Genomic DNA, 18,872 nt, shown 5'->3' with positions numbered 1-18,872 from the left:
GACAGGTGTTGGACGGCGTTATGTACCGGGTGGGCGCCACGGCCCGAGGTGGCGCCCGGCATAAGAGGCTTCCGCCGCACAGCGCAGGTGATGCTCGGCTGCCGCTGAGCGCCGGATAGGCCACGCGGCGCCGAGCTGGTACTCAGCCCGGGTGGCTTCTACGGCTCGGCGTGGCGCTCTGCTCGGGGCCAAGTCGCCACTAAGCCAGCCGGAGAGCATAGGAAGGATGGAGGCCCAGTTGGGCGCGCGCTAGGGGGGTCCTTTGGCCGCCAGGGGCCCGCTCGGCACGCCTGCCGTGGTGCGGGAGGGCGTTTGAGGAGGCCCGCATCACGCTCCCCGGGTACACCGCTGCCGTGCGCGGGCAGCATGCCGCCTCGCGCTTCCCTGGGGGCGCTCGGGCCCAGCGCTGCGGGCAGTGAGGTGCGAACATCGTTCAGGTCGATGAGCGTCAGGGCACTGACCTGCATGCACCCATCGCACTGGCACATCCGGTCGAGGATGATCTGCTCGCGCCGGGCGACGAAGGCGCCGCGGACGTCCGAGATCTGCCGGGCGAAGGCCGTGACATCGTCCCCGACGGCATAGAAGAAGGCCGCGTCGCCTTCGAGCTTGGCGAGCTTGAACCGGCCGGTCGGCGTCGATGACGGCTTCGAGCGGCTGCGCCACCGTGTCCTGCGCGTGCGCGAGGCTGAAGCGGTGCTGTTTCATGAAGCGGGTGTACCCGCCGATGTCCGCGATGAGCAGCAGCGCCTTCTCTATCGCCATGCCGCCAGCCTGGCCCAGGTGGCGGTGGCCTGGGCTACGGTCATGACACAGGGCTCAGCCCGCCAGCTGTACCTGGAGATTGAGCTGCATCTGCGGCGCGCAGTCGACCTGACAGCTCACGAACCCGTCGCACCGCTGGGCGGGATTGCGATACGGCTGGGTTTCCCGATGGAGTCCACCCTCGAGCCAGAGCGTCGCCGGACCCGTCCAGTCTTCCGGCAGTTGAGGCCACGTGAGGCGCACATGGTTGCCCGCTGCCTGGAGCTTCCCTTCAGCCGCGCGGAAGTCGATGCGACGCTCGACAGAGCGCGAGACCTGGACCGTCTCCACCAGCAGTTCGTCGGTCGCCGGCAGCCACTCGATATCCACTTCGGTCCCCGCGCGGAGGACTCCGTCCGCGGGCGTGCGTAGCGCGAAGGTGCGAGGGGTACACAGGCTCGCGATATCGGCTTCGAGGTGCGTGTCTCCATCCGTGATGCGGACGCGCGTGAGCCCATCGTCGAACACCGGGAAGGGGAGGGCGTCCCGATCCGATTCCAGCGCGAAGAGGATGATGTGACAGCCACCCGTGTCCGCATCGACTCCGCCCGGGATGACCAGGGGAACCTCGATGTCATTGACGAAGGCCTTCACGTCGCTGGACATCGTGACGCACTCGGCTCCGTCGTGCTCGAGTTCGAGGTAGACGTAGCGCTGCACGTACGACCTCTCGAAGGGGTTGACGTCGCCATCGAGCCGCAGCCCCTTCAGGTCCGCCAGCTTCGACGGCTCATTTTCTCCACATGCCGTGAGCAAAGGCAGCACGGCAATCCATCCCCACATCCAGCGCATCCCGTCTCTCCTGGCCCACGAGGTGGGCACACATGACCGATACGGCCGGGCCCCTCAGCAACCCACATGCCGCGAGGTTTCGTGGGGCTCGCCAGCGGAGTGGCCCGTGGCACTGTGCGGAGCGCTGCACAGGTGGGCACGCCGCGTCACACCTCGAAGGCTTGATGGGCATCGAACCTGCCTCCGTGGCCTCGCTCACCTCGGACCGCCCAGCGTCCGGATGAAGAACTGGCCGACGTCGTCGAGGTAGTAGCGGTCCAGGGGTGGCTCGGGGCTGTGGGGCTGTCCCGGCATGATGAGCAGCTCGAAGTGCTTGCCCTCACGGATGAGCGCTTCGGCCATGCGCATCGTCGTGGAGAGCGTCGCATTCACATCGCTCGTCCCGTGCATCATCTTGAGCTGCCCGCGCAGCTTCCCCGCGAGCGCGACGTTGGAGCCAGCCTGATACCCGGCGGGATTCACACTCGGCAGCCCGAGGTAGGGCTCGTTGATGATGGCTTCCTCCTCCAGTGCTCCCGGTGCCCCCGCGTAGCCCGCCTTGAAGAACTCCGGCGCCGTCAGCATGCCGCGCAGCGCGAAGTAGCCGCCCCACGAATGGCCCACGATGCCGACGCGCTCCAGGTCCATCCAGGGGCGCGTGGCGGCGGCCTGCTTCAGGCCCGCGACGAAGTCGGGAATCTCCGTCTGGCCGACCCGGCCGTAGTGCGCATCCTGGAACGCCTTGCTCCGGCCCGGCCCGCCCCGGGGGTCCAGCATCACCACCACGAACCCCAACTGCGCCAGCGCGACGCTATCGAGCGACATCGCATTGCCGATGTAGTTCCAGGGCACCGCCGTGGTGAAGGGTCCGGCATAGATGTACGCCAGGACCGGGTAGCGCTTCGCGGGGTCGAAGTCGCGCGGCGTGTAGAGCACTCCGTGCAGGGGCGTGACGCCATCAGCAGCCACGACGGTGAGCGCCTCCGGAGGCTTGTAGCCCAGCGCCTCCACCGCGCTCACATCGGCCGTGGTGAGACGGACGCGCGTCTTGCCATCCGTGGAGACCAGCTCCCTCAGCCGGGGCTGCGTCCTCGAAGACCACGCGTCGACGTAATACCTCCCTGACGGAGCCAGCGTGATTCGGTGCATGCCCGAGCCCGAAGACAACCGCTTCAGCGCGCCGCCCTTCAAGCTCCCTCGATAGAAGAGGTGCTCGTAGGGCGCGCCGCTGTCGGCCGAGGCCAGCACGAACAGCGCGTCCCCTTCGGGCGCGATGCTCACCACCTCGTGGACCGGGAAGGCGCCCCGGGTGACCTGACGCACCAGCCGGCCCTCCAGGTCATACAGATAGGCGTGCCGCCAGCCGTCGCGCTCTGACATCCAGAGGAAGCCCTTGCCGTCCGGCAGCAGCTTCACCTGCTTCGCCCAGCCCCCCACGGCCAGGTCCAGCCCCGCGACGAAGGTCTCCGGCCGCTCCTCGCGCAGCACCCGCCGACGCTTGCCGGATGCCGGCTCCACCGCCATGAGGTCCATCCTCTTGCCGTCGCGAGTGAGGTGAAGGCTCAGCGCCTCGCTTCCATCCGGACGCCAGCCGAGGAACCAGTCGTGCGTCTCCTCCTTCCCTGGAGCGATTTGCGTCACGCGGCCCGTCGCCACCTCCACGAGGTGGAGCTCCGAGCGGGGCAGCGGCGTTCCCGACTTCGCGTAGGGAGTCCACGTCACCCGCTCCAGGGCGCTCGAATAGTCCACGACGGGCACCTTGTGGACGCCGCGCAGGTCCTCGCGCCAGACCGCCAGGAAGCGGCCGTCCGGAGACCACGGGGCCTCGGGGATGCGCCAGCCAAGGTGCTCCTCTCCCCCGCGCTCCACCACCTTGCTCCCGTCAGCGCTCCGCACCACGAAGCCACCCTCGCGCTGCTCCGCCACCGCCCCACCCCGTGGAGATACGAAGTGGCTCCGGGACAGCAACAGCGCGGCCGGGTCCTCCGGAGTGAGCGCGGTGACCTGGCCAGCCTCCAGGTCCAGCCCGAACGTCTTCCCCCCGAAGGCGAAGACGATGCTCCGCTGGTCGGGGGCGATGGCGACGTCGAAGAAGCGGAGCGACTGCACCGGCTTGCCCAGCAGCCGAGCCAGCTGGGCGCGCAGCTCGGTGCCAGACAGCAGCGGCTTCATCGCTCCCGTCCGGGCGTGCATCAGCACCCATGTCCCCCCGTCCTTCCCCGCCTCCGACCAGAAGACCAGCCGGTCTCCGTCGCGGAACCATCTTGGAGGAACGAGGCTGTCGCGGATGAACTGCGGCAGCCGGTTGAGCTGGTCGGCGAGGTCCAGTCGCTCCTGGAGCTTCGCGTCCGGAGTGGCCCCCTGCGCGAGCCCCACGCCGGGCGCAACCAGGAGGACCGTCATCAGGAGACCGACAGCGGAAAGAAGGCGTCGCATGCCCTGATGCTAGGGAGCCGCATCATGCACGACCAATATATCTTTCAGCGCGCATTGAGACGGATATCGTCTGGATATGGAATTCCGTCAACTCCAGCTCTTCGTCGCCGTGGCGGAGGAGCTGCACTTCGGCCGGGCCGCCGCTCGGGTCGGCATGGCGCAGCCGCCCTTCAGTCAGCAGATACGCAGGCTGGAGGCGGAGCTGGGCGTCGAGCTCCTCGCCAGGACGAGCCGACGCGTGGCCCTCACTCCCGCGGGAAGTCGCTTGCTGGAGGATGCTCGGGTGCTGCTGGCCAAGCGCGCGGACATCATCACCACCGTTCGCCAGGCGGCCCGGGGAGAGACGGGAACCCTGCGCGTCGGCTTCGCCGCGTCCTCGGCCTTCGGCGTCCTGCCCGACATCGTGCTCCGGTTCCGGACGCGGTTCCCGGAGGTGAAGCTGGAAATCGACGACAGCGAGACGATGAATGTCGGCGGCGCGCTCGTCAGCGGGGAGCTGGACCTGGCCATCATCCGGGCCCCGTTCCAGCACGAGGGCGTGACAGTCGAACGCCTGCTCCGCGAGCGCTTCGTGCTCGGGCTTCCCGCGAGGCACCCACGGGCCCGCCGCAAGGTCGTCTCCTTGTCGTCGCTCGCGAGCGAGCCCTTCGTCTTGTTCCCCCGCCATGCGGCGCCCGGTCTGCACGACACGGTGACGAGCATGTGCCTCGCCGCGGGCTTCTCTCCTCGCGTCGTGCAGGAAGCCAACTCGTGGACCTCCGTCATCGGCATGGTCGAAGCGGGGCTCGGGCTCACCATCGCCCCGGCTTCGGCCCAGGCACTCCGGCCGAAGGGCGTCGTCTTCCGCGCACTGAGTGGCGCCTCGGGCCACGCGGAGCTGGAGCTTGCCTTCCCGAGCCCCCAGCCCTCCCCCGCCGCTACGCACTTCCGCGCCATTGCGCACGAAGCAGCCTCACGCCGGCAGTGACAGGCGGGGAGGCGCTGCCGCCCGCTCGGACGAAGCCGTCCTCGCGGGCGTAGGGGAACGCTCCTTCCGGCGGACCTCAGAAGAACAGGTACCGCGCGCCGAGGCGCACCTGTCGCGGAGCCTGGAGCCGGAGGGGCGTGCTTCCGTCCCACCGCGCATCCTCCTGGACGTCGAGGAGGTTGAACACGTCCAGGCTGAACTCCAGGCGGGAGCCCGGGGCGAGCCAGTAGCCCGCGCCGAGATGGACATCCAGCGTGTGGGCCCACGACGTGCGCCCACCCTCTTCCCGCGGCGTGCCCGAGGCGCCCAGATACGACAGGCCCAGGTTGGTGTTGAGCCTCCGCGTGAGGGAGAAGTCCCGGGAGAGATAGGCCTTCACCGTGTGCGTCCGGTCCGCCGGCAGCACGGTCCGGGTGTCCGACAGCTCGGCGGGCGTGGTGTCGACGGCGAGGCCCGGTGCACCCGCGAGCGGCTGGAGCCCCGGGCTGTTGCCGCGAAGCCGCGACGCCGTATAGCTGAGCCGCGACAGCCACTCCTCACCAAAGTTCCCATCCAGCCAGAGCGTCACCGCGTCGTACGCGCGCTCCGCCTTCGGAGTGCCCGAGGCGAGGCCCTCTCCGGGGTTGCCGAGCAGGACCTCCGTCCCCTCGCCGTGGGGCAGGTACTGGAGGGCCGAGTCCAACCTGCGGCCGGTGTAGCTCGCGCCGGTCCGGACCTGGCTGAGCAGCTCGTACTCGATTCCCACGACGAGCTCGCGGGAGGAGGGCGGCACCAGGGCCGGGTCCACTGTCACGCTCCGCACCGGGCTCGTGAGCAGGGCGGGCGACACCAGGGACTGGTACTTCGCGACATGCGCGAACATCCGCGTCCTGCCATTCGCCAGCGGGTCCAGCACCAGGCCCAGGCGCGGGAGGAGCGCGCCTCCGAGCCGCAAGGTGCCCTCACCCTCACCCGCCTCCAGCGACTGCGCTTCGTAGCGAAGGCCGGCGTTCAACGTGAAGCGGTTGGAGAAGGACCAGCTGTCCTGCACGTAGCCCGCGAGGACCTGTCGGCTCGCCGTCGACGACAGCTCCGTCGTGACACGCTCCGCCTCCACGCCCGTCTTGAAGACGTGGTAGCCCGCCCAGGACATCAGGTACGTGAGCCGGGCGTTCGCCTGGAGCTGGTCCTGGGCGCGCACCGAGCCCGGCTCGAGTCCCGCGCCTTCGTCCCCCGGGGAGACGCGCTGCCACTGCCAGCCGGCACGCAGGTTGAGCAGCAGCCGCTTGTCGAGGAACCCGCCCGCGTATGTGAGCCTCACCGAGGAGGCATTGCTGTCGAGCTCGCGCGGTGCCTCGGACTCGGGGGACACGTCCTCCGACGTGGGCCTCCCGTCCCCTCGTGAGAAGCCAGGCGTGGTGATGAACGACAGGAACAGCTCATGGTCGAGGTTGACGGCGTACCTCAGCTTCGCCACGGCCTGGAGCGTGCGCTGGTCGGCGAAGGAGGTCCGCGAGGCGCCCTGGAAGGTGCGGGTCTGCTCCACGCGGCCGAGGGCCGGGGCCACTCCTGCGAAGAAGGACAGCCGATGTCTCACCAGGGAGCCGCCCAGCGTGGCGCCGAAGTCTCCCAGGTGCCTGAGCGGACCGCGGCCGGAGACGTCGCTGGCTGCCAGCGCACCGGGCACCCAGTACCCGAAGATGGAGCCCTGGAGCCGCTCGGACGGCTCCACCCGCAGGTCCGCCTCGATGATGCCGCCGGTGGCCCGGCCGTACTCCGCCATGTACCCACTGGTGATGAAGTTCAGGCTCGAGAGGAACTCGGTGCTCAGCGGCAGCGCATTGGCTCCGGTGGTAGAGTCATTGGTGGAGAGCCCGTCCAGCAGGTAGCTGTTCTCGAACGCGGTGGCGCCGTGAATGGCGGGGCCATTCACATCCAGCTGCACGCCAGGGACGCTCTCCGCGAGCCGCTCGGACGAGCGCACCGCGCTGCCGTCGGGGGCTGGTCGGTTCACCGCGACATACTCGGTGACGTCGGAGGCCCGGGCACTCGCGACGGGGCCGAGGCACAGCCCGAGCACCAGCACCCGGGCTCCAGCGAACCGGAATGCCCCGCGCATGCGGCCGAGCGGCCCGCTTCCGCACTTCCACGGCCCGTGGGCCTTCCTCTCTCGGAACGGCAGACGCCCGTTGCGCTTCATGCTGGGACACCTCGGTGAAGGAGGTGTCCATCATTCCGGCGCCGTCCCGCGTGAGCCTCACGCGAGGCTCTTCACTTCATCATCGTTGCATCATGGCCCCGCCGCGCGACGTGCCGCTCAGCGCATGTCGAACACGTCCTGGTAGTACCGCGAGCACCCGGTGCAGACGTCGAACAGGCCCGGCGTGGAGGCCGCGTAGGCGTTGCCGTTGTACAGCACGCGCAGCCCGCCGCCGTTGAACTGGTCCACGGACATGACCCATGTGTACATCTTGTTGTTCACGAAGCGGGTCACCAGGAAGCTGCCCACGTGGGCCGAGCCCCCGAGGAAGACGGGCATCCCCCTGCCGTCGTTCATCGCCCGCGTCTCATACCGGCCATAGGTGCCGTGCCAGTGGCCCGCATACACGGCGGAGACCGGGAAGTCGTTCAGCACCGCCATCAGCTCGCCGCTCGCGCCCATCCCCCAGTCGTGCAGGTTGACGACCAGCTCCTTGCCGCTGTTGACGGCGTTCTGGAGGTCATTGCGCAGCCAGGCGATGGCGGACTGGATGTAGAAGTAGTCGCGGCGCGCGTCGCCGAAGTTCCAGCCGTTCCAGTCTCGGGTGTACGTGGGGTAGTTGTTGAGCTGGACGAAGTGGACGTTGCCGATGTCCCACGAGTACCCCAGGCTCCCCGCGTGGTTCTTCCGGTTGCTCGGGAACTCGTAATAGACGCCGCTCTCCGAGTAGTCGAAGCGGCTCGGGTTGAGCGTCCACACCTGGTCCCTGAAGTACCAGACCATGTTCGTGGCGCAGTAGTTCTCGTAGCAGTCGTTGACGTTGTTGTCGTAGTCGTGGTTGCCCAGGCCCAGGTAGACGTTGGACTGCACGCCGCGCTCGTAGATGTTGATGTAGTCACCCAGGTCGACGTCCTGATTGCCGAACTCCGTCAGGTCGCCGTTCACCACGGTGCCGCCGAACCGGTACTCGCCCAGCAGGTTCTTCACCTGGTTGATGCCGTTGACGACGTTGGTGTTGTAGTAGCGCGCCAGGTCGTCGTCATTCCACCCCCCGAAGGCCTGCTGCTCCCGGGCACAGAGCGCGCTCCCGCTGTCGTCGTTGCAGTGCTTCCAGGAGAACTGCGGGTCCGAGGCGAACACCATGAAGAAGTCGTTCACCTGGAAGTTGGACCAGGAGAAGCTCGAAATCATGTCGTTGTAGGACCCGCCCAGGTTCGGCGCGTCCTGGAAGTACGTGCGCGCCCGGCCGACGCCACCGCTGTGCTCGAAGGCGCGCACGCGCAGGCCCTTGGGAACACGCAGGGACGAGTACGCGTCGTTATAGAACGGCTGGCTTCCGCCCTCGCAGAAGGTGTTGGAGGCGCCGCTGAAGTTCACGTCCACGTAGGCGGTGAAGCAGTACGCCAGGCCTCCATGGCTGGTGTTGAGGGTGAAGTCACCGAGCTGGCCCGGCGAGTAGGTGGCGGCGACGAGCATGTACCTGCCTGCCCCCAGCGACACCGTCAGCCGGCTGTTGTAGCCGTCGCCGCTGTCGTCATCCTGGGCGAGGAGCTGCGAGCCATCCTGGTTGAGCAGGTAGAGATAGGTGTCCACCGAGGACATCAGGTCGAGCGTCACCGTCGCGGGCGCCGACAGCTCCAGCCGGAAGCGGGGGTTCTCATACGAGCGGCCGGTGGAGCTCACCCACGCACTGCTCCTCGAGTCCGCCCGCGCCGCCGAAGGAAGCACCAGCAAGGCGGCCACGAGGAGGCCCTGAAGCCAGCCGGCACGAACGTCACTGAAATTCTTTCTCCGTGAGAGCCGCATGTGTCTGTCCATCTCCCTGGAATGGCTTGCAGGTCAGCCGCACCGCCGCTGAGCAAGCCGCAGGCCACACACGCCCTGCCTGACGCGTCCGAGGGAGACAGCCCTGAGCCATGGGTCCAGAGGGAGCGGCGCCCCACACCGTGGCGTCCGCGCGGAACGCGAACGCGTCCCGGCGGAACGGTGGAGGCGCGGCGCCTCCTGGCGTCAGGGCGCCGGGAAGTGGTCGAAGTAGTGGTCCAGCGTGCGGGTGCCGTCCGGCTGGTTGAGGCCCGTGGTCAGCCACGGCGGAACGACACCGCCCAGCACCGCCGGGACGTTCATTGGCTGACGTCGGCGGTCCTGGAAGCGCGGGCCCGTCCCCGCCGTCAGCGCGCCCAGCCGCAGGCCCGGCAGGGGCGCCGTCCCCGTGTGGCAGGACAGGCAGAAGGCGGTGGCGCTGGTGTCGGGCCGGGGCACCACCGCCTGGAGCGTGGGCAGCCCCATCATCCCCGAGCGCATGCAACGGTTGGACAGGCTCGTCGAGCCCCGGGGGTTCTTGTGGACGCGGTCGATGCAGAGGTGCTGGCCGTACTGAGCCGGGTAGTCGAGCGGCTCCACGTACGAGGCCAGCCGCAGTTGCTCGCAAATGGCACGGCGCGGGCCGGGGTACTGGTACGAGCGCCAGCGGAGCTCGTCGAGCGCCGGGTGCCACTGCTCGGAGTCGCGGATGGACAGGTCCACCGTCGTCCCCAGCGCCTGGTTGCAGATGAGCTCCTCGGTCCAGGGCTGCCGCACATCCGATGAAGACAGCGCGTAGATGCGCAGCTCGTCCACCCAGCCGTAGAAGGGCAGACGCGACTGGCCCGGGACGAAGGCGGGACCCGGGTCTCCCACCGTCATCCACGTCCAGCCATTCATCGAGTTCCACATCGGGTCGAAGCCCACGTCGCGCGAGGAGACCGTCAGCGTCGAGTGCCATGTGCCATTGATGTAGAACGCGAGCGTGCGCTGGCCGGCCTCGGTATAGATTTTCATCCCGAAGTGGAAGTAGCGGCCGGCCTGCACCAGCGAGCCCAGGTTGACGGTGTACGAGGTGCTCGTCGAGCCGTTGTACACGGCGAGCTCGTGCCACACGTTGCCGCCGGAGTCCTTCACCTGGACGAGCCCGACCCAGGAGTTGTCCGAGAAGTAGAAGATGGTCCGCGGCAGGCTGCGCGCGAGCGTCATGCCGGGCTTGAGCTTGTTCTCCTGGCGCGAGTCCAGCCAGATGCCGAAGAGCCAGTCGCGTCGCGACGCATCGACGGGATAGCCCATGTCCATGAAGTCGTTGCGGCCGTCGAGCCAGACGCCCTTGCCGCTGACGCCGCCGAGTGCCACGGGCTCGATGCGCGCACCGCCGCGCAGCCGCACGGAGCCAGGAGGCTGGGGGCCATCCGTCCCGAACAGCGGGTGGCCCGTGGCGGCGTTCTGGGCCAGCGGGTTGCGCTTGAAGCGGAAGTCCGCGACGCCGCCGCCGCGCACGTAGGCCCAGGCGTCACGCATGGGCACGAAGCCGTCCTGGGGGAAGGTCTCCGCCCGCCACGGCCCGTGGGGTGACACGTCCATGCGCATGGCCGCGTTCATGTGAGCCACCACGAAGGCGCGCTTGTTGAGGTAGTCGTCGAAGGCCACCTCCGTGTTGCGCTGGGTGTTGGCCTGGACGTTCCACACCACGTCGAAGGGCAGCGTGGGCCGCAGGCCGTCGAAGTGGTTGAGCTGGTTCTCGAACGAGAAGATTTGCGAGGCCCCGTGGGGCGTGAGCTTCACGTCGGCGCCCGCGTAGAGGCGCAAGTCGTAGGTGCGCTGGAACTGGTCCTCGTTGTTGCCACCCAGGTCGCTGATGCTGAGGCCGTTGTCGAGGATGACGGCCTTGCCCCGCGTCCACGCGCCGAGCACCGTCACGGACTGCGCGGGCGCGCGGTCCGGGTTGAACTTCGCGCGGTCGGCATCGTAGACGGGCGCGCCAATCAACTGGTCCAGGTAGGAGGCATTGGTGAACCGGTTCACGCCGAACACCTGGCGCGCGTAGTAGCCGTCATGCGGGTTGTTCTTCGCGGCGAAGAACAGGTTCTTCCCCTCGCGGTCCAGCCAGGGATAGGCGCCCTGGTTGCGCACGCCGAAGGGGATGGCGTTGCCCATCGTGTCCCGGAAGGGCTGCGGCCTGCCGTTGACGACCTGGGACTTCGCCAGCTCGTAGCGGGAGTTCGCCGTCGAATCCATCGGCAGCATGCTGATGGGCTTGAAGTGCCCCCAGCTGGACGCGCGGCAGATGTCGTCCGCCGTCGCGTAGTAGAGGCCGTTCATGTTGACGATGAGCATGCGCCCGTCACCGCTCACCGCGGGCTCGAAGAGGGCGTAGGGCTTCTCACCCGCGCCCCACCCCGTGGCGCCATTCCAGGTGCCGCCATTGCCGATGACGGCGTCCTCGTCGTCCTCGACCTGGAAGGAGGACCGGTAGCTCTGCCGGTCGAAGAACTGGCACCACTTCGGCGCGGACGCCGAGGTGTTCCGCACGTAGAGCGGCGTGGGGTACGGCCACACCGGCACCGCCGTGTAGCACTGGAAGCCGGGATTCGTGGTGAACAGGCGCCGCCAGTCGATGGTGTCCGGCGTCCCGGGGATGCTGTACGTGGAGCCCGAGTTCATGTCGCCCCACGGCGAGTCGTGGGGGTTGAAGGGACGGAACGGCGGCAAATCCCAGGCAGGCAGCGACTTCACCTCGCCCTCCGGGTTGCGCGGGTAGACCCACAGGCCCCAGCCCGCGGTGCCGCCGCCCACCGGGTCCCCCGCGGTGAGGGACTTCGGGGCGCGCACGAAGACGGTGAGGTCCACCGAGCGCAGCTCCCAGCGCCTGCCGGTGGACTCGGCCATGCCGTAGACGAGGGACATCTCGTAGCAGTCACCGGAGACGAACGGAGAGCCCACGTCGTAGCGGGCCCTGCACGCCACGGGGTTGCGCCCGTGCAGGCCCTTCTCCAGGGCCGACATCGAGTCCTCGCACGTGGTGCTGTGCAGCGCGTCGGGGAAGTCGCCGTTGTTCTTCGCCGTCATCGCCGTGGCCATCGGGTTGAAGTACACGAAGGGGTGGAGCCCCACGGCGTGCGAGGGCTGCACCAGCCCGGTGCCCTTGCTGGCGAAGTCGTAGCGGAAGTCGTGGCCGAGCCGCTCGGGGCGGAACGTGTACAGCGTGGAGCCCTCCGCGCAGCCCCGGCAGCCGCCGCGCACGAAGACTCGCCCGTCGTTGGTGCCGCGGTTGAAGGGCAGCACCTGGATGGCGTTGGCCGCGTCGCTCTCCTCGGGCAGCCGCGGGGTGCTCCAGCCGTTGTCGTACTCCGTCGGCGGGAAGGGCTGCATCACCCCGGAGAGCACGGCGGGCTGGAGGGACAGCGGATCCCAATAGGAGGCGCGGTAGGGCCGCGAGGCCGCGGACAGCTCGCGGAAGATGCTGGGCCGCTGCGGGTTCTCGTCGTTGAAGCAGTTGTCGATGGTGCTGTAGTCGTAGGCGGAGCACGGCCCCGTCGCCACGAAGGCCACCTCGCCGAACTGCGTGGGAGGGTCCAGCGGAGCCTCCACGGTGCCGACGGGCCCGGGAGGCGGTGCGGGAGCGGGCGCCCGCGAGTCGCAGGCGCCGCTCACCGCGAGGAGGAAAAGACAGACAGACAGCAGCCAGGGTGCACGGGGTGTGGGTTCCAGGAGCATCCGGGCTGTGTATCAGCGCCGCTACACCCCAGGTCAACCTGCCTACCCGAACGGTCCGGGCACCTGAGCCGCCGTCGCGAGTCAGTCCAGCAGGTGCGGATTGCGGACGATGAGCAGCCCGGCCTGCACGGTGGCGGTGTAGTCGTTGAGCCGGCCGGCGGCCATGAGCGCCGACACGTCGCGGCTGCCGCCCTGGGCCAGCGCCTCGTCCACCTTCTTCTCGCCCTGGTTGTAGGCCGCGAGCGCCAGCCGCCAGTCGCTGTAGCGCGCGTGCAGGTCCGACAGCAGGGCCGCGGCGGCCTGCGTCTCGCGCGTCACGTCCAGCCGCTCGTCGCGGGTGGCGCTCACTTCGAGGCCGTAGCGACGCGCCGTCTCGGGGATGAACATCCACACGCCCGCGCCGCGCATGCCGGGGGCGAGCGACGGACTCGTGGAGGTCTCCGGCAGGTTCGCCACCGCCGACTCCACCACCGCCACGGCCAGCAGGCCCTCGGGAAGGCTCTTGGAGCGCAGGCCCGTCACCAGCGCGTCCCGCTGCGTGCCCAGGTTCGTCAGGGCGCGCTTCATGAAGGCGCGGCCCTTCTCCGTGCCGATGAGCCGGTTGAGCTGCTCCACCACCTTCGCGTCCACCACCACCGGCAGGTCGCCGGAGGGCTGGCTGGACTCGGCCAGCGCCTTCGCCTCGGCGAGCGTCACCGTACGGCCGCGCGCCGCGCCCTGGGCCAGCGTCGCCAGGGGAAGGAGCACCAGGAAGAGCGCGGCCAGCAACGCCGCGGCGCCGTGGGCGCGGAAGGGACGGGGTTGGAACAGCATCTGGATTCTCCTCGCGGTGGGGTGGGACATGCCGGTGGCTCCGGCGGGAAGGGGCGGCGCGCCCGGAACGGTGAGCGCCGCTTGAAGCAGACAGCGTGCATAGGCGTGCGCCTGGGCCCGGCCGCCCACCACCAGCGCCTCGTCACACGCCAGCTCCTGCAGCGCGACGAGCCAGCGAGACAGCACGTGCGCGGCGGGATGCCAGAAGAAGGCGCCGGTGAGGACCAGGCGCGCGAAGGCCAGGTGCGTGTCTCGCTGGCGGTGGTGCTGCAGTTCGTGCAGCACCGTGAGGCGCAGCGACTCCGCGTCACCGAGCACCGACGGAGGCACCACCACCCACGCGGACGCTCCGCTCCCCAGACGCGGGAACCACGCGGAGAAGGCAGGCATGCCCTCCTCGCCCAGCACCACCGAGACGCGGCCCACGGCCCGCACGCGAGGCAGGCACTCCAGCCTCCGCAGCAGCCGCTGGTGTCGCACGAGCGCACGGGCGGTAAAGCCAGACGCGCCCATGGCAATCACAGACGCGGCGAGGAGCAGCCACGGCACCGAGGCCGGCGCCGTGTCACGAGGACGCGGCGCGGGCCTCGCGGCGGGAGCGTCCCACGTGGGCCCGGGCAGGCGCCCCGCGTGGCGCGCCACCGAGCGCTCGAAGCTGAAGAGGGGCCCGGCCGGAGCGAGCGCATGCGCCGCCGTGGCCAGCACCGGCAGCACGAGCGCCAGCAGCAGCGCCCCCCGGCCCACGCGCAGCGACTGGCGCGAGGACAGCGGCGCGCCCAGCCTCGCGAGCAGCTCCAGCGCCAGCCGCGCCAGCAGCAGCGCCACCGGCAGGAGCAGCGCCACGGCTACATATAATGATGCGAGCTCCCGGAGGGCGGCGCTCATGGCTTGCCCCCCTTCGCCTTGAGCAACTGGTGGATCTGCTCCACCTCGTCCGGGGCCAGCGGCAGGGCCTCCACCAGTCGCGCCACCAGCGCGGAGGGCGTGCCCTCGAAGAGGGTGTCCACCAGGTGGCGCACGCTCTGCGCCTCGTACGCCTCGCGCGGCAGCACCGCCGAGTACAGGTGTCCCCGCCCCTGCTTGCGGCTGCGCACCACGCCCTTCTGCTCGAGGATGCGCAGGACGGTGGACACCGAGGTGTACGCGAGAGCGCGCTCAGGCGGCAGCGCGGCGAGCACGTCCGCCACGCTCACCTCGCCCTGCTTCCACACGAGTTGCATCAGCTCGAGCTCCACCGGCGTCAACGGCCGGGGCGCTTCGGGCTCGGGTTTGCTGGCCACGTGAGTACCTCCGTGGCCAGCAAACTACTAAGGACTTAGTTGTTCGTCAACTAAGCCCTTAGTTGATTCTTCGGGGTGGCCCGGCGCGGGGCCTCAGACGCCCAGCGCCTCGCGCAGCTCCGGCAGGCGGCCCGCCTTCACGGCGCCGAAGACGAAGCGGTCCGGCCGCAGCACCACCACGTCGGCGGTGTGGCGCGAGAACCACTCGGAGAGCTTCCCGGTGACGTCCTCCACCGCGGACGGGGCGTTCGCCTTCTCCGCCGTGGGGCTGAAGGTCACCAGCGTGCCACCCAGGGACTCCGCCAGCTCGCGCGCCGCCGCCAGCTCCGCGGCCGGAGCGTCCGCCCGGCACATCACCGTGAAGTCGTTGCCCAGGGTGTCGTCGAGCAGCACCTCCCTGCCCGACTCCAGCCGCACCTTGGGCTGGATGAAGTACGTGCCCTGCGCGTCCTTGGCCCCGGCGCCCTTGCCGCCGAAGTAGTACCCCTTGGCGTGGAGCGGGGCCTGCTTGAACTCGAAGCCCTGGATGAAGCGGCGCACGCGCGGAATCTTCTGCAGGGTCCGCATCATCACGTCCCGGGCCGCGGCCACCATGGGGTTGCGCGCCAGGAAGAGGTGCCCCACGCGCACGCACAGCTGCTGCACGTCGCTCACGTGCGGGCGGCGCTCCAGCTCGTAGGTGTCCAGCAGCGCATCCGACGCCTGCCCGTTGAGCACGCGCTTCAGCTTCCACGCGAGGTTGGCCGCGTCACGCAGGCCGGACACCAGCCCCTGCCCCATGAAGGGCGGCATGGTGTGCGCCGCATCCCCCAGCAGGAAGACGTTGCCCTCGCGCCAACGCTCCGCGCTGAGGCAGTGGAACGTGTACACCGTCGCGCGCTCGATTTTCACCCGCTTCGGGTCGACGTAGGGCGCGATGAGCTTCGCAATCGTCTCCGGGTTCTCCATGTGCTCGCGCGTCTCGCCCGGCATCAGCATGAACTCCCAGCGGAGCTGATTCACCGCCCCCGTCGCCACGAAGGCGGGGCGCTTCGGGTCACACACGAAGCGGCAGATGTCGGGCGCGCCGCCGTCGATGGTGCCGGACACTGCCAGCCAGGGCTCGCCGTAGGACTTCCCGGACATCGGAATGCCCACCGCCTTGCGCACCGAGCTGCGCGCGCCGTCACACGCCAGCAGGTAGCGCGCGCGGACCGTGCGCTCCTCGCCGGTGGCCGTCTCCCGGTAGCGCACCGTCACCCCGCCCGCGCGCTGGTCCACGGTGGTGAACGTCACGCCCTGCCGCAGCTCCACGTGCGGGAAGCGCCGCAGCCCGTCCCGGAGCCCCGCCTCCAGCAGCGGCTGGTGGAAGAACCACAGCGGCGTGTGCCCGAAGCCGAAGTCCGTCGCGCCCGTGTGCAGCTCGGCGAAGCGCTTGCCGGAGCCACCCACGTACTCCGCGAAGTGCGTCTGCTTCATGTCCTTCTGGAGCACCTCGAGGAGCCCCGCGGACTGGTAGATGCGCAGCCCCTCGTCGTCGCAAGAGAAGGCGCGGGGCTCGGCGTGCGGGGCCACGTCCCGCTCCAGCAGCAGCGTCCGCACCCCCAGCAGCCCCAGCAGATTCCCCGTGAGCGCCCCCACCGGACCGCAGCCGCTGATGATGACATCCACCTGCATGTCGGCCTGTTGGTTGTCGCAACCCATTGACGCCTCCCGGGCAATTACTCGCACATTGAATAACCAAAGGGTGTGACCACGCTGTGACCGCGTTCACAGGTAAAAAATGCGTCCGCCCAGAGCGGCGAGCTGCCGTATGGCGGAAAACCCACATGCCAAGGATTGTCACTCCTGGGGCTGACCCTACCCGTGACGGACGCCCCGGTACGTCGTGTTAACATCCGCCGCCTTCCAACTCGGGGGGACCGGGGAGGACATGGCGGCAGACGACGTAGCAGACACTCAAGGGTTCCGCCTGGAGGTGCTTGGCGAAGCCCGGCTCCGGAGCGGCAGCACCCTCATGCCCCTGGAGCGGCGGACAGCCGGAGTGCTGGCGTGGCTGGCCCTGGAGGGCCCGCACCCCAAGTACCGGCTGGCGGGACTCCTGTGGGCCGAGTCCAGCGAGACAACCGCGCGAAACAACATGCGACAGCTGCTACGCCGGCTCCGGCTCGCCTGCGGGGCGGAGCTGGTGCAGGGCACGGATGTGCTCTCCCTGTGCGAGCGCGTCGTCACTGATGCCTCGGAGTTGCAGGCGCACGTGCTCGCAGGGCGTCACACGCAGGCGCTGGAGCTGGACGGCGTGCTGCTCGGGACGCTGGAGTACGAGGACTGCTCCGAGTTCCAGGCGTGGCTGGAGGGTGCGCGCGAGCGGCTCGACAAGCTGCGGCGCCGGGCCGCGGGCCTGGAGTCCGAGGCGCGGGAGCGGCGCGGGGATTTGTCCGGCGCGCTCGCACTCTCGGAGCGGCTCATCGCCATGGACCCATACTCGGAGGAAGCGTGGCGCCGGCTGATACGGCTGCACTACGTGTCCGGGGACCGCATGGCCGCGCTCAACGCCTTCGAGCGGTGCCGCCGCCTGCTGCGTGAAGAACTGGACACTACGCCGCTGCCGGAGACGGTGGCGCTCGCGCGGGAAATCGAGCGCGGGCCGTCGGCGGCGAAGCCCTCCCCCTCCGCGAAGCCGAAGCTGCCGCTGTCCGTGCTCCGCCCGCCGGTGCTGGTGGGCCGTGAGCGCGAGTGGGCGCTCATGGAGGTGGCGTGGGAGGCGGGGCAGACCATCTTCCTGGGCGGCGAGCCCGGGGTGGGCAAGACGCGCCTGGCGCATGACTTCGCGGCGTCGCGCGGCACGCACTTCCTGCTGGAGGCGCGGCCGGGAGAGCTGAACGTGCCCTACGCCTCGCACGTCCGGCTGGTGCGGCAGCTGCTGGCCCGGGTGCCGGACCCGAAGCTGGAGCCCTGGGTGCGGCGCGAGCTGGCGCGGTTGCTGCCGGACCTGGCCGGGCCCGAGGGGCCGCCCCCGCCCATGACGGATGAGGCGGACCGCAGCCGCTTCGTCGAGGCGAACTGCGAGCTGGTCTACCAGCTCTGCGCCAACGTGGACGCGCTCGTCGCGGATGACTTGCAGTTCATGGACTCGGCCACCGCCGAGTTCGCGGTGCTCATGCTGTCGCGCCGCCAGACGCCCGGGCCAGGGGGACGCCACCCGCGCTTCATCGACACGTTCCGGAGCGACGAGCTGTCACCCCAGGCTGAAGCCGCCATTCAGCAGCTGGTGACGACGGGGCTCGCCGTCGTCATCGAGCTGGAGCCGCTGCCCGCGGACGCCGTGGGCGCGCTGCTCAACAGCCTGGACCTGCCCGGCGCGGAGCGGCTCGCGGGCGACGTCACGCGACACACCGGCGGCAACCCGCTCTTCATCACCGAGACGCTCAAGCACCTGCTGGAGACGGGCGGGCTGGAGCGTGGCTGGCCCGAGCACGTCCCGCCCTCCGGACGGGGACAGCAGCTGATTCAGCAGCGCCTGGAGCGGCTGTCCCCGGCGGCGTTGCAGGTCGCCCGGCTGGCGGCCCTGGCCCGGACGAACTTCGGGCTGGAGCTGGCCAGCGAGGTGCTGGAGATGCCGGCCCTCTCCCTCGCCACGCACGTGGCGGAGCTGGAGGGCGCTCAAATCTTCCGGGGTGAGCGCTTCACTCACGACTTGCTCTTCGAGGTGGTGCGCCAGGGCGTGCCGCGCTCGCTGGAGGCCCTGCTGCACCGGCGGCTGGCGGTGGCGCTGGAGCTGCGCAAGGCCGCGCCGGCGGTGGTGGCGCAGCACTGGCTGGAGGGCAACGAGCCGCGCCGCGCCGCGCCCTTCCTGGTGGCCGCCGCCAACTCGGAGGCCTCGGCCCTGCGTCACATGGAGGCGGCCGTGCTGTACCACCGCGCCGCCGCGCTCCTGGATGAGACGGGCAATGCCGAGGAGGCCGCGCGCGTCAGGGCCCGCGCCCGGCGCATTCCCAGCGCCTGAGGCCGGGGGCGGCAGGCATGCCGGGGCGGACTTCCGCCCGGCGTGTGCCCACTGCCCCAGGGGACGAGGCTCTGTCTGGAATCACACGCGCTATCGCCCTGGTGGTCAGGTGCT

At 69.7% G+C, this 18,872-nt stretch carries 10 protein-coding genes and 1 pseudogene; 2 read left to right on the top strand and 9 right to left on the bottom strand.

The window, feature by feature from the left end:
- Window positions 1–158 precede the first annotated feature (158 nt).
- The 3 genes and pseudogenes from G4D85_RS49380 to G4D85_RS13470 all read right to left on the bottom strand — a co-directional run.
- Window positions 159–566: pseudogene (locus G4D85_RS49380) on the bottom strand (hypothetical protein); the annotation flags it as partial.
- Window positions 567–819: 253 nt separating this feature from the next.
- Complete coding sequence (locus tag G4D85_RS13475; RefSeq protein ID WP_164011887.1) at window positions 820–1,596, bottom strand: hypothetical protein; 777 nt, start codon at window positions 1,594–1,596, stop codon at window positions 820–822.
- 195 nt (window positions 1,597–1,791) lie between these two features.
- Window positions 1,792–4,011: a S9 family peptidase gene (locus G4D85_RS13470; protein WP_164011885.1), complete on the bottom strand. Its 2,220-nt coding sequence runs from the start codon at window positions 4,009–4,011 to the stop codon at window positions 1,792–1,794.
- Between the two features lie 76 nt (window positions 4,012–4,087).
- Between G4D85_RS13470 and G4D85_RS13465 the strand changes: the two genes are divergently transcribed.
- Window positions 4,088–4,978: a LysR family transcriptional regulator gene (locus tag G4D85_RS13465; RefSeq protein WP_164011883.1), complete on the top strand. Its 891-nt coding sequence runs from the start codon at window positions 4,088–4,090 to the stop codon at window positions 4,976–4,978.
- A 76-nt stretch (window positions 4,979–5,054) separates the two neighbouring features.
- Here G4D85_RS13465 and G4D85_RS13460 read toward each other — a convergent pair whose 3' ends face one another.
- From G4D85_RS13460 to G4D85_RS13435, 6 genes are all read right to left on the bottom strand, one after another.
- On the bottom strand, window positions 5,055–7,076 hold the full coding sequence (locus G4D85_RS13460; RefSeq protein WP_164011881.1) for a TonB-dependent receptor plug domain-containing protein: 2,022 nt from the start codon (window positions 7,074–7,076) through the stop codon (window positions 5,055–5,057).
- 198 nt (window positions 7,077–7,274) lie between these two features.
- Complete coding sequence (locus G4D85_RS13455; RefSeq protein ID WP_164011879.1) at window positions 7,275–8,840, bottom strand: metallophosphoesterase; 1,566 nt, start codon at window positions 8,838–8,840, stop codon at window positions 7,275–7,277.
- A 327-nt stretch (window positions 8,841–9,167) separates the two neighbouring features.
- A complete protein-coding gene (locus tag G4D85_RS13450) occupies window positions 9,168–12,680 on the bottom strand; it encodes a hypothetical protein (RefSeq protein WP_205525537.1) in 3,513 nt (1,170 codons plus the stop codon).
- An 81-nt stretch (window positions 12,681–12,761) separates the two neighbouring features.
- The gene (locus G4D85_RS13445; RefSeq protein ID WP_164011875.1) at window positions 12,762–14,378 is read right to left on the bottom strand and encodes a transglycosylase SLT domain-containing protein; all 1,617 of its coding nucleotides are present in this window, start codon (window positions 14,376–14,378) and stop codon (window positions 12,762–12,764) included.
- Window positions 14,375–14,773 carry a BlaI/MecI/CopY family transcriptional regulator gene (locus G4D85_RS13440; protein ID WP_164011873.1) on the bottom strand — a complete coding sequence of 133 codons (399 nt, stop codon included), beginning with the start codon at window positions 14,771–14,773 and terminating at the stop codon, window positions 14,375–14,377. The genes G4D85_RS13445 and G4D85_RS13440 overlap by 4 nt, the downstream gene beginning before the upstream one ends.
- Window positions 14,774–14,866: 93 nt before the next feature.
- The gene (locus tag G4D85_RS13435; RefSeq protein WP_164011871.1) at window positions 14,867–16,456 is read right to left on the bottom strand and encodes a bifunctional 3-(3-hydroxy-phenyl)propionate/3-hydroxycinnamic acid hydroxylase; all 1,590 of its coding nucleotides are present in this window, start codon (window positions 16,454–16,456) and stop codon (window positions 14,867–14,869) included.
- Window positions 16,457–16,685: 229 nt separating this feature from the next.
- On the opposite strand from G4D85_RS13435, the gene G4D85_RS13430 reads away from it, so the two are divergent.
- Entirely contained in the window at window positions 16,686–18,758 is a 2,073-nt protein-coding gene (locus tag G4D85_RS13430) for an ATP-binding protein (protein ID WP_164011869.1), read from the top strand.
- The last annotated feature ends 114 nt before the right edge of the window (window positions 18,759–18,872 follow it).

This window comes from Pyxidicoccus trucidator, from assembly GCF_010894435.1.
GTDB classification, from domain to species: Bacteria; Myxococcota; Myxococcia; order Myxococcales; family Myxococcaceae; genus Myxococcus; species Myxococcus trucidator.
The sequence above is the reverse complement of the archived record's forward strand: the minus strand, read 5'-3'. Positions and strand labels throughout refer to the sequence as shown.

Bases quoted from the DNA above. Each gene is read 5' to 3' on its own strand.
- G4D85_RS13475 (WP_164011887.1), bottom strand. From the start codon at position 1,596: ATGCGCTGGATGTGGGGATGGATTGCCGTGCTGCCTTTGCTCACGGCA.
- G4D85_RS13470 (WP_164011885.1), bottom strand. From the start codon at position 4,011: ATGCGACGCCTTCTTTCCGCTGTCGGTCTCCTGATGACGGTCCTCCTG.
- G4D85_RS13465 (WP_164011883.1), top strand. From the start codon at position 4,088: ATGGAATTCCGTCAACTCCAGCTCTTCGTCGCCGTGGCGGAGGAGCTG.
- G4D85_RS13460 (WP_164011881.1), bottom strand. From the start codon at position 7,076: ATGCGCGGGGCATTCCGGTTCGCTGGAGCCCGGGTGCTGGTGCTCGGG.
- G4D85_RS13450 (WP_205525537.1), bottom strand. From the start codon at position 12,680: ATGCTCCTGGAACCCACACCCCGTGCACCCTGGCTGCTGTCTGTCTGT.
- G4D85_RS13445 (WP_164011875.1), bottom strand. From the start codon at position 14,378: ATGAGCGCCGCCCTCCGGGAGCTCGCATCATTATATGTAGCCGTGGCG.
- G4D85_RS13435 (WP_164011871.1), bottom strand. From the start codon at position 16,456: ATGGGTTGCGACAACCAACAGGCCGACATGCAGGTGGATGTCATCATC.
- G4D85_RS13430 (WP_164011869.1), top strand. From the start codon at position 16,686: ATGGCGGCAGACGACGTAGCAGACACTCAAGGGTTCCGCCTGGAGGTG.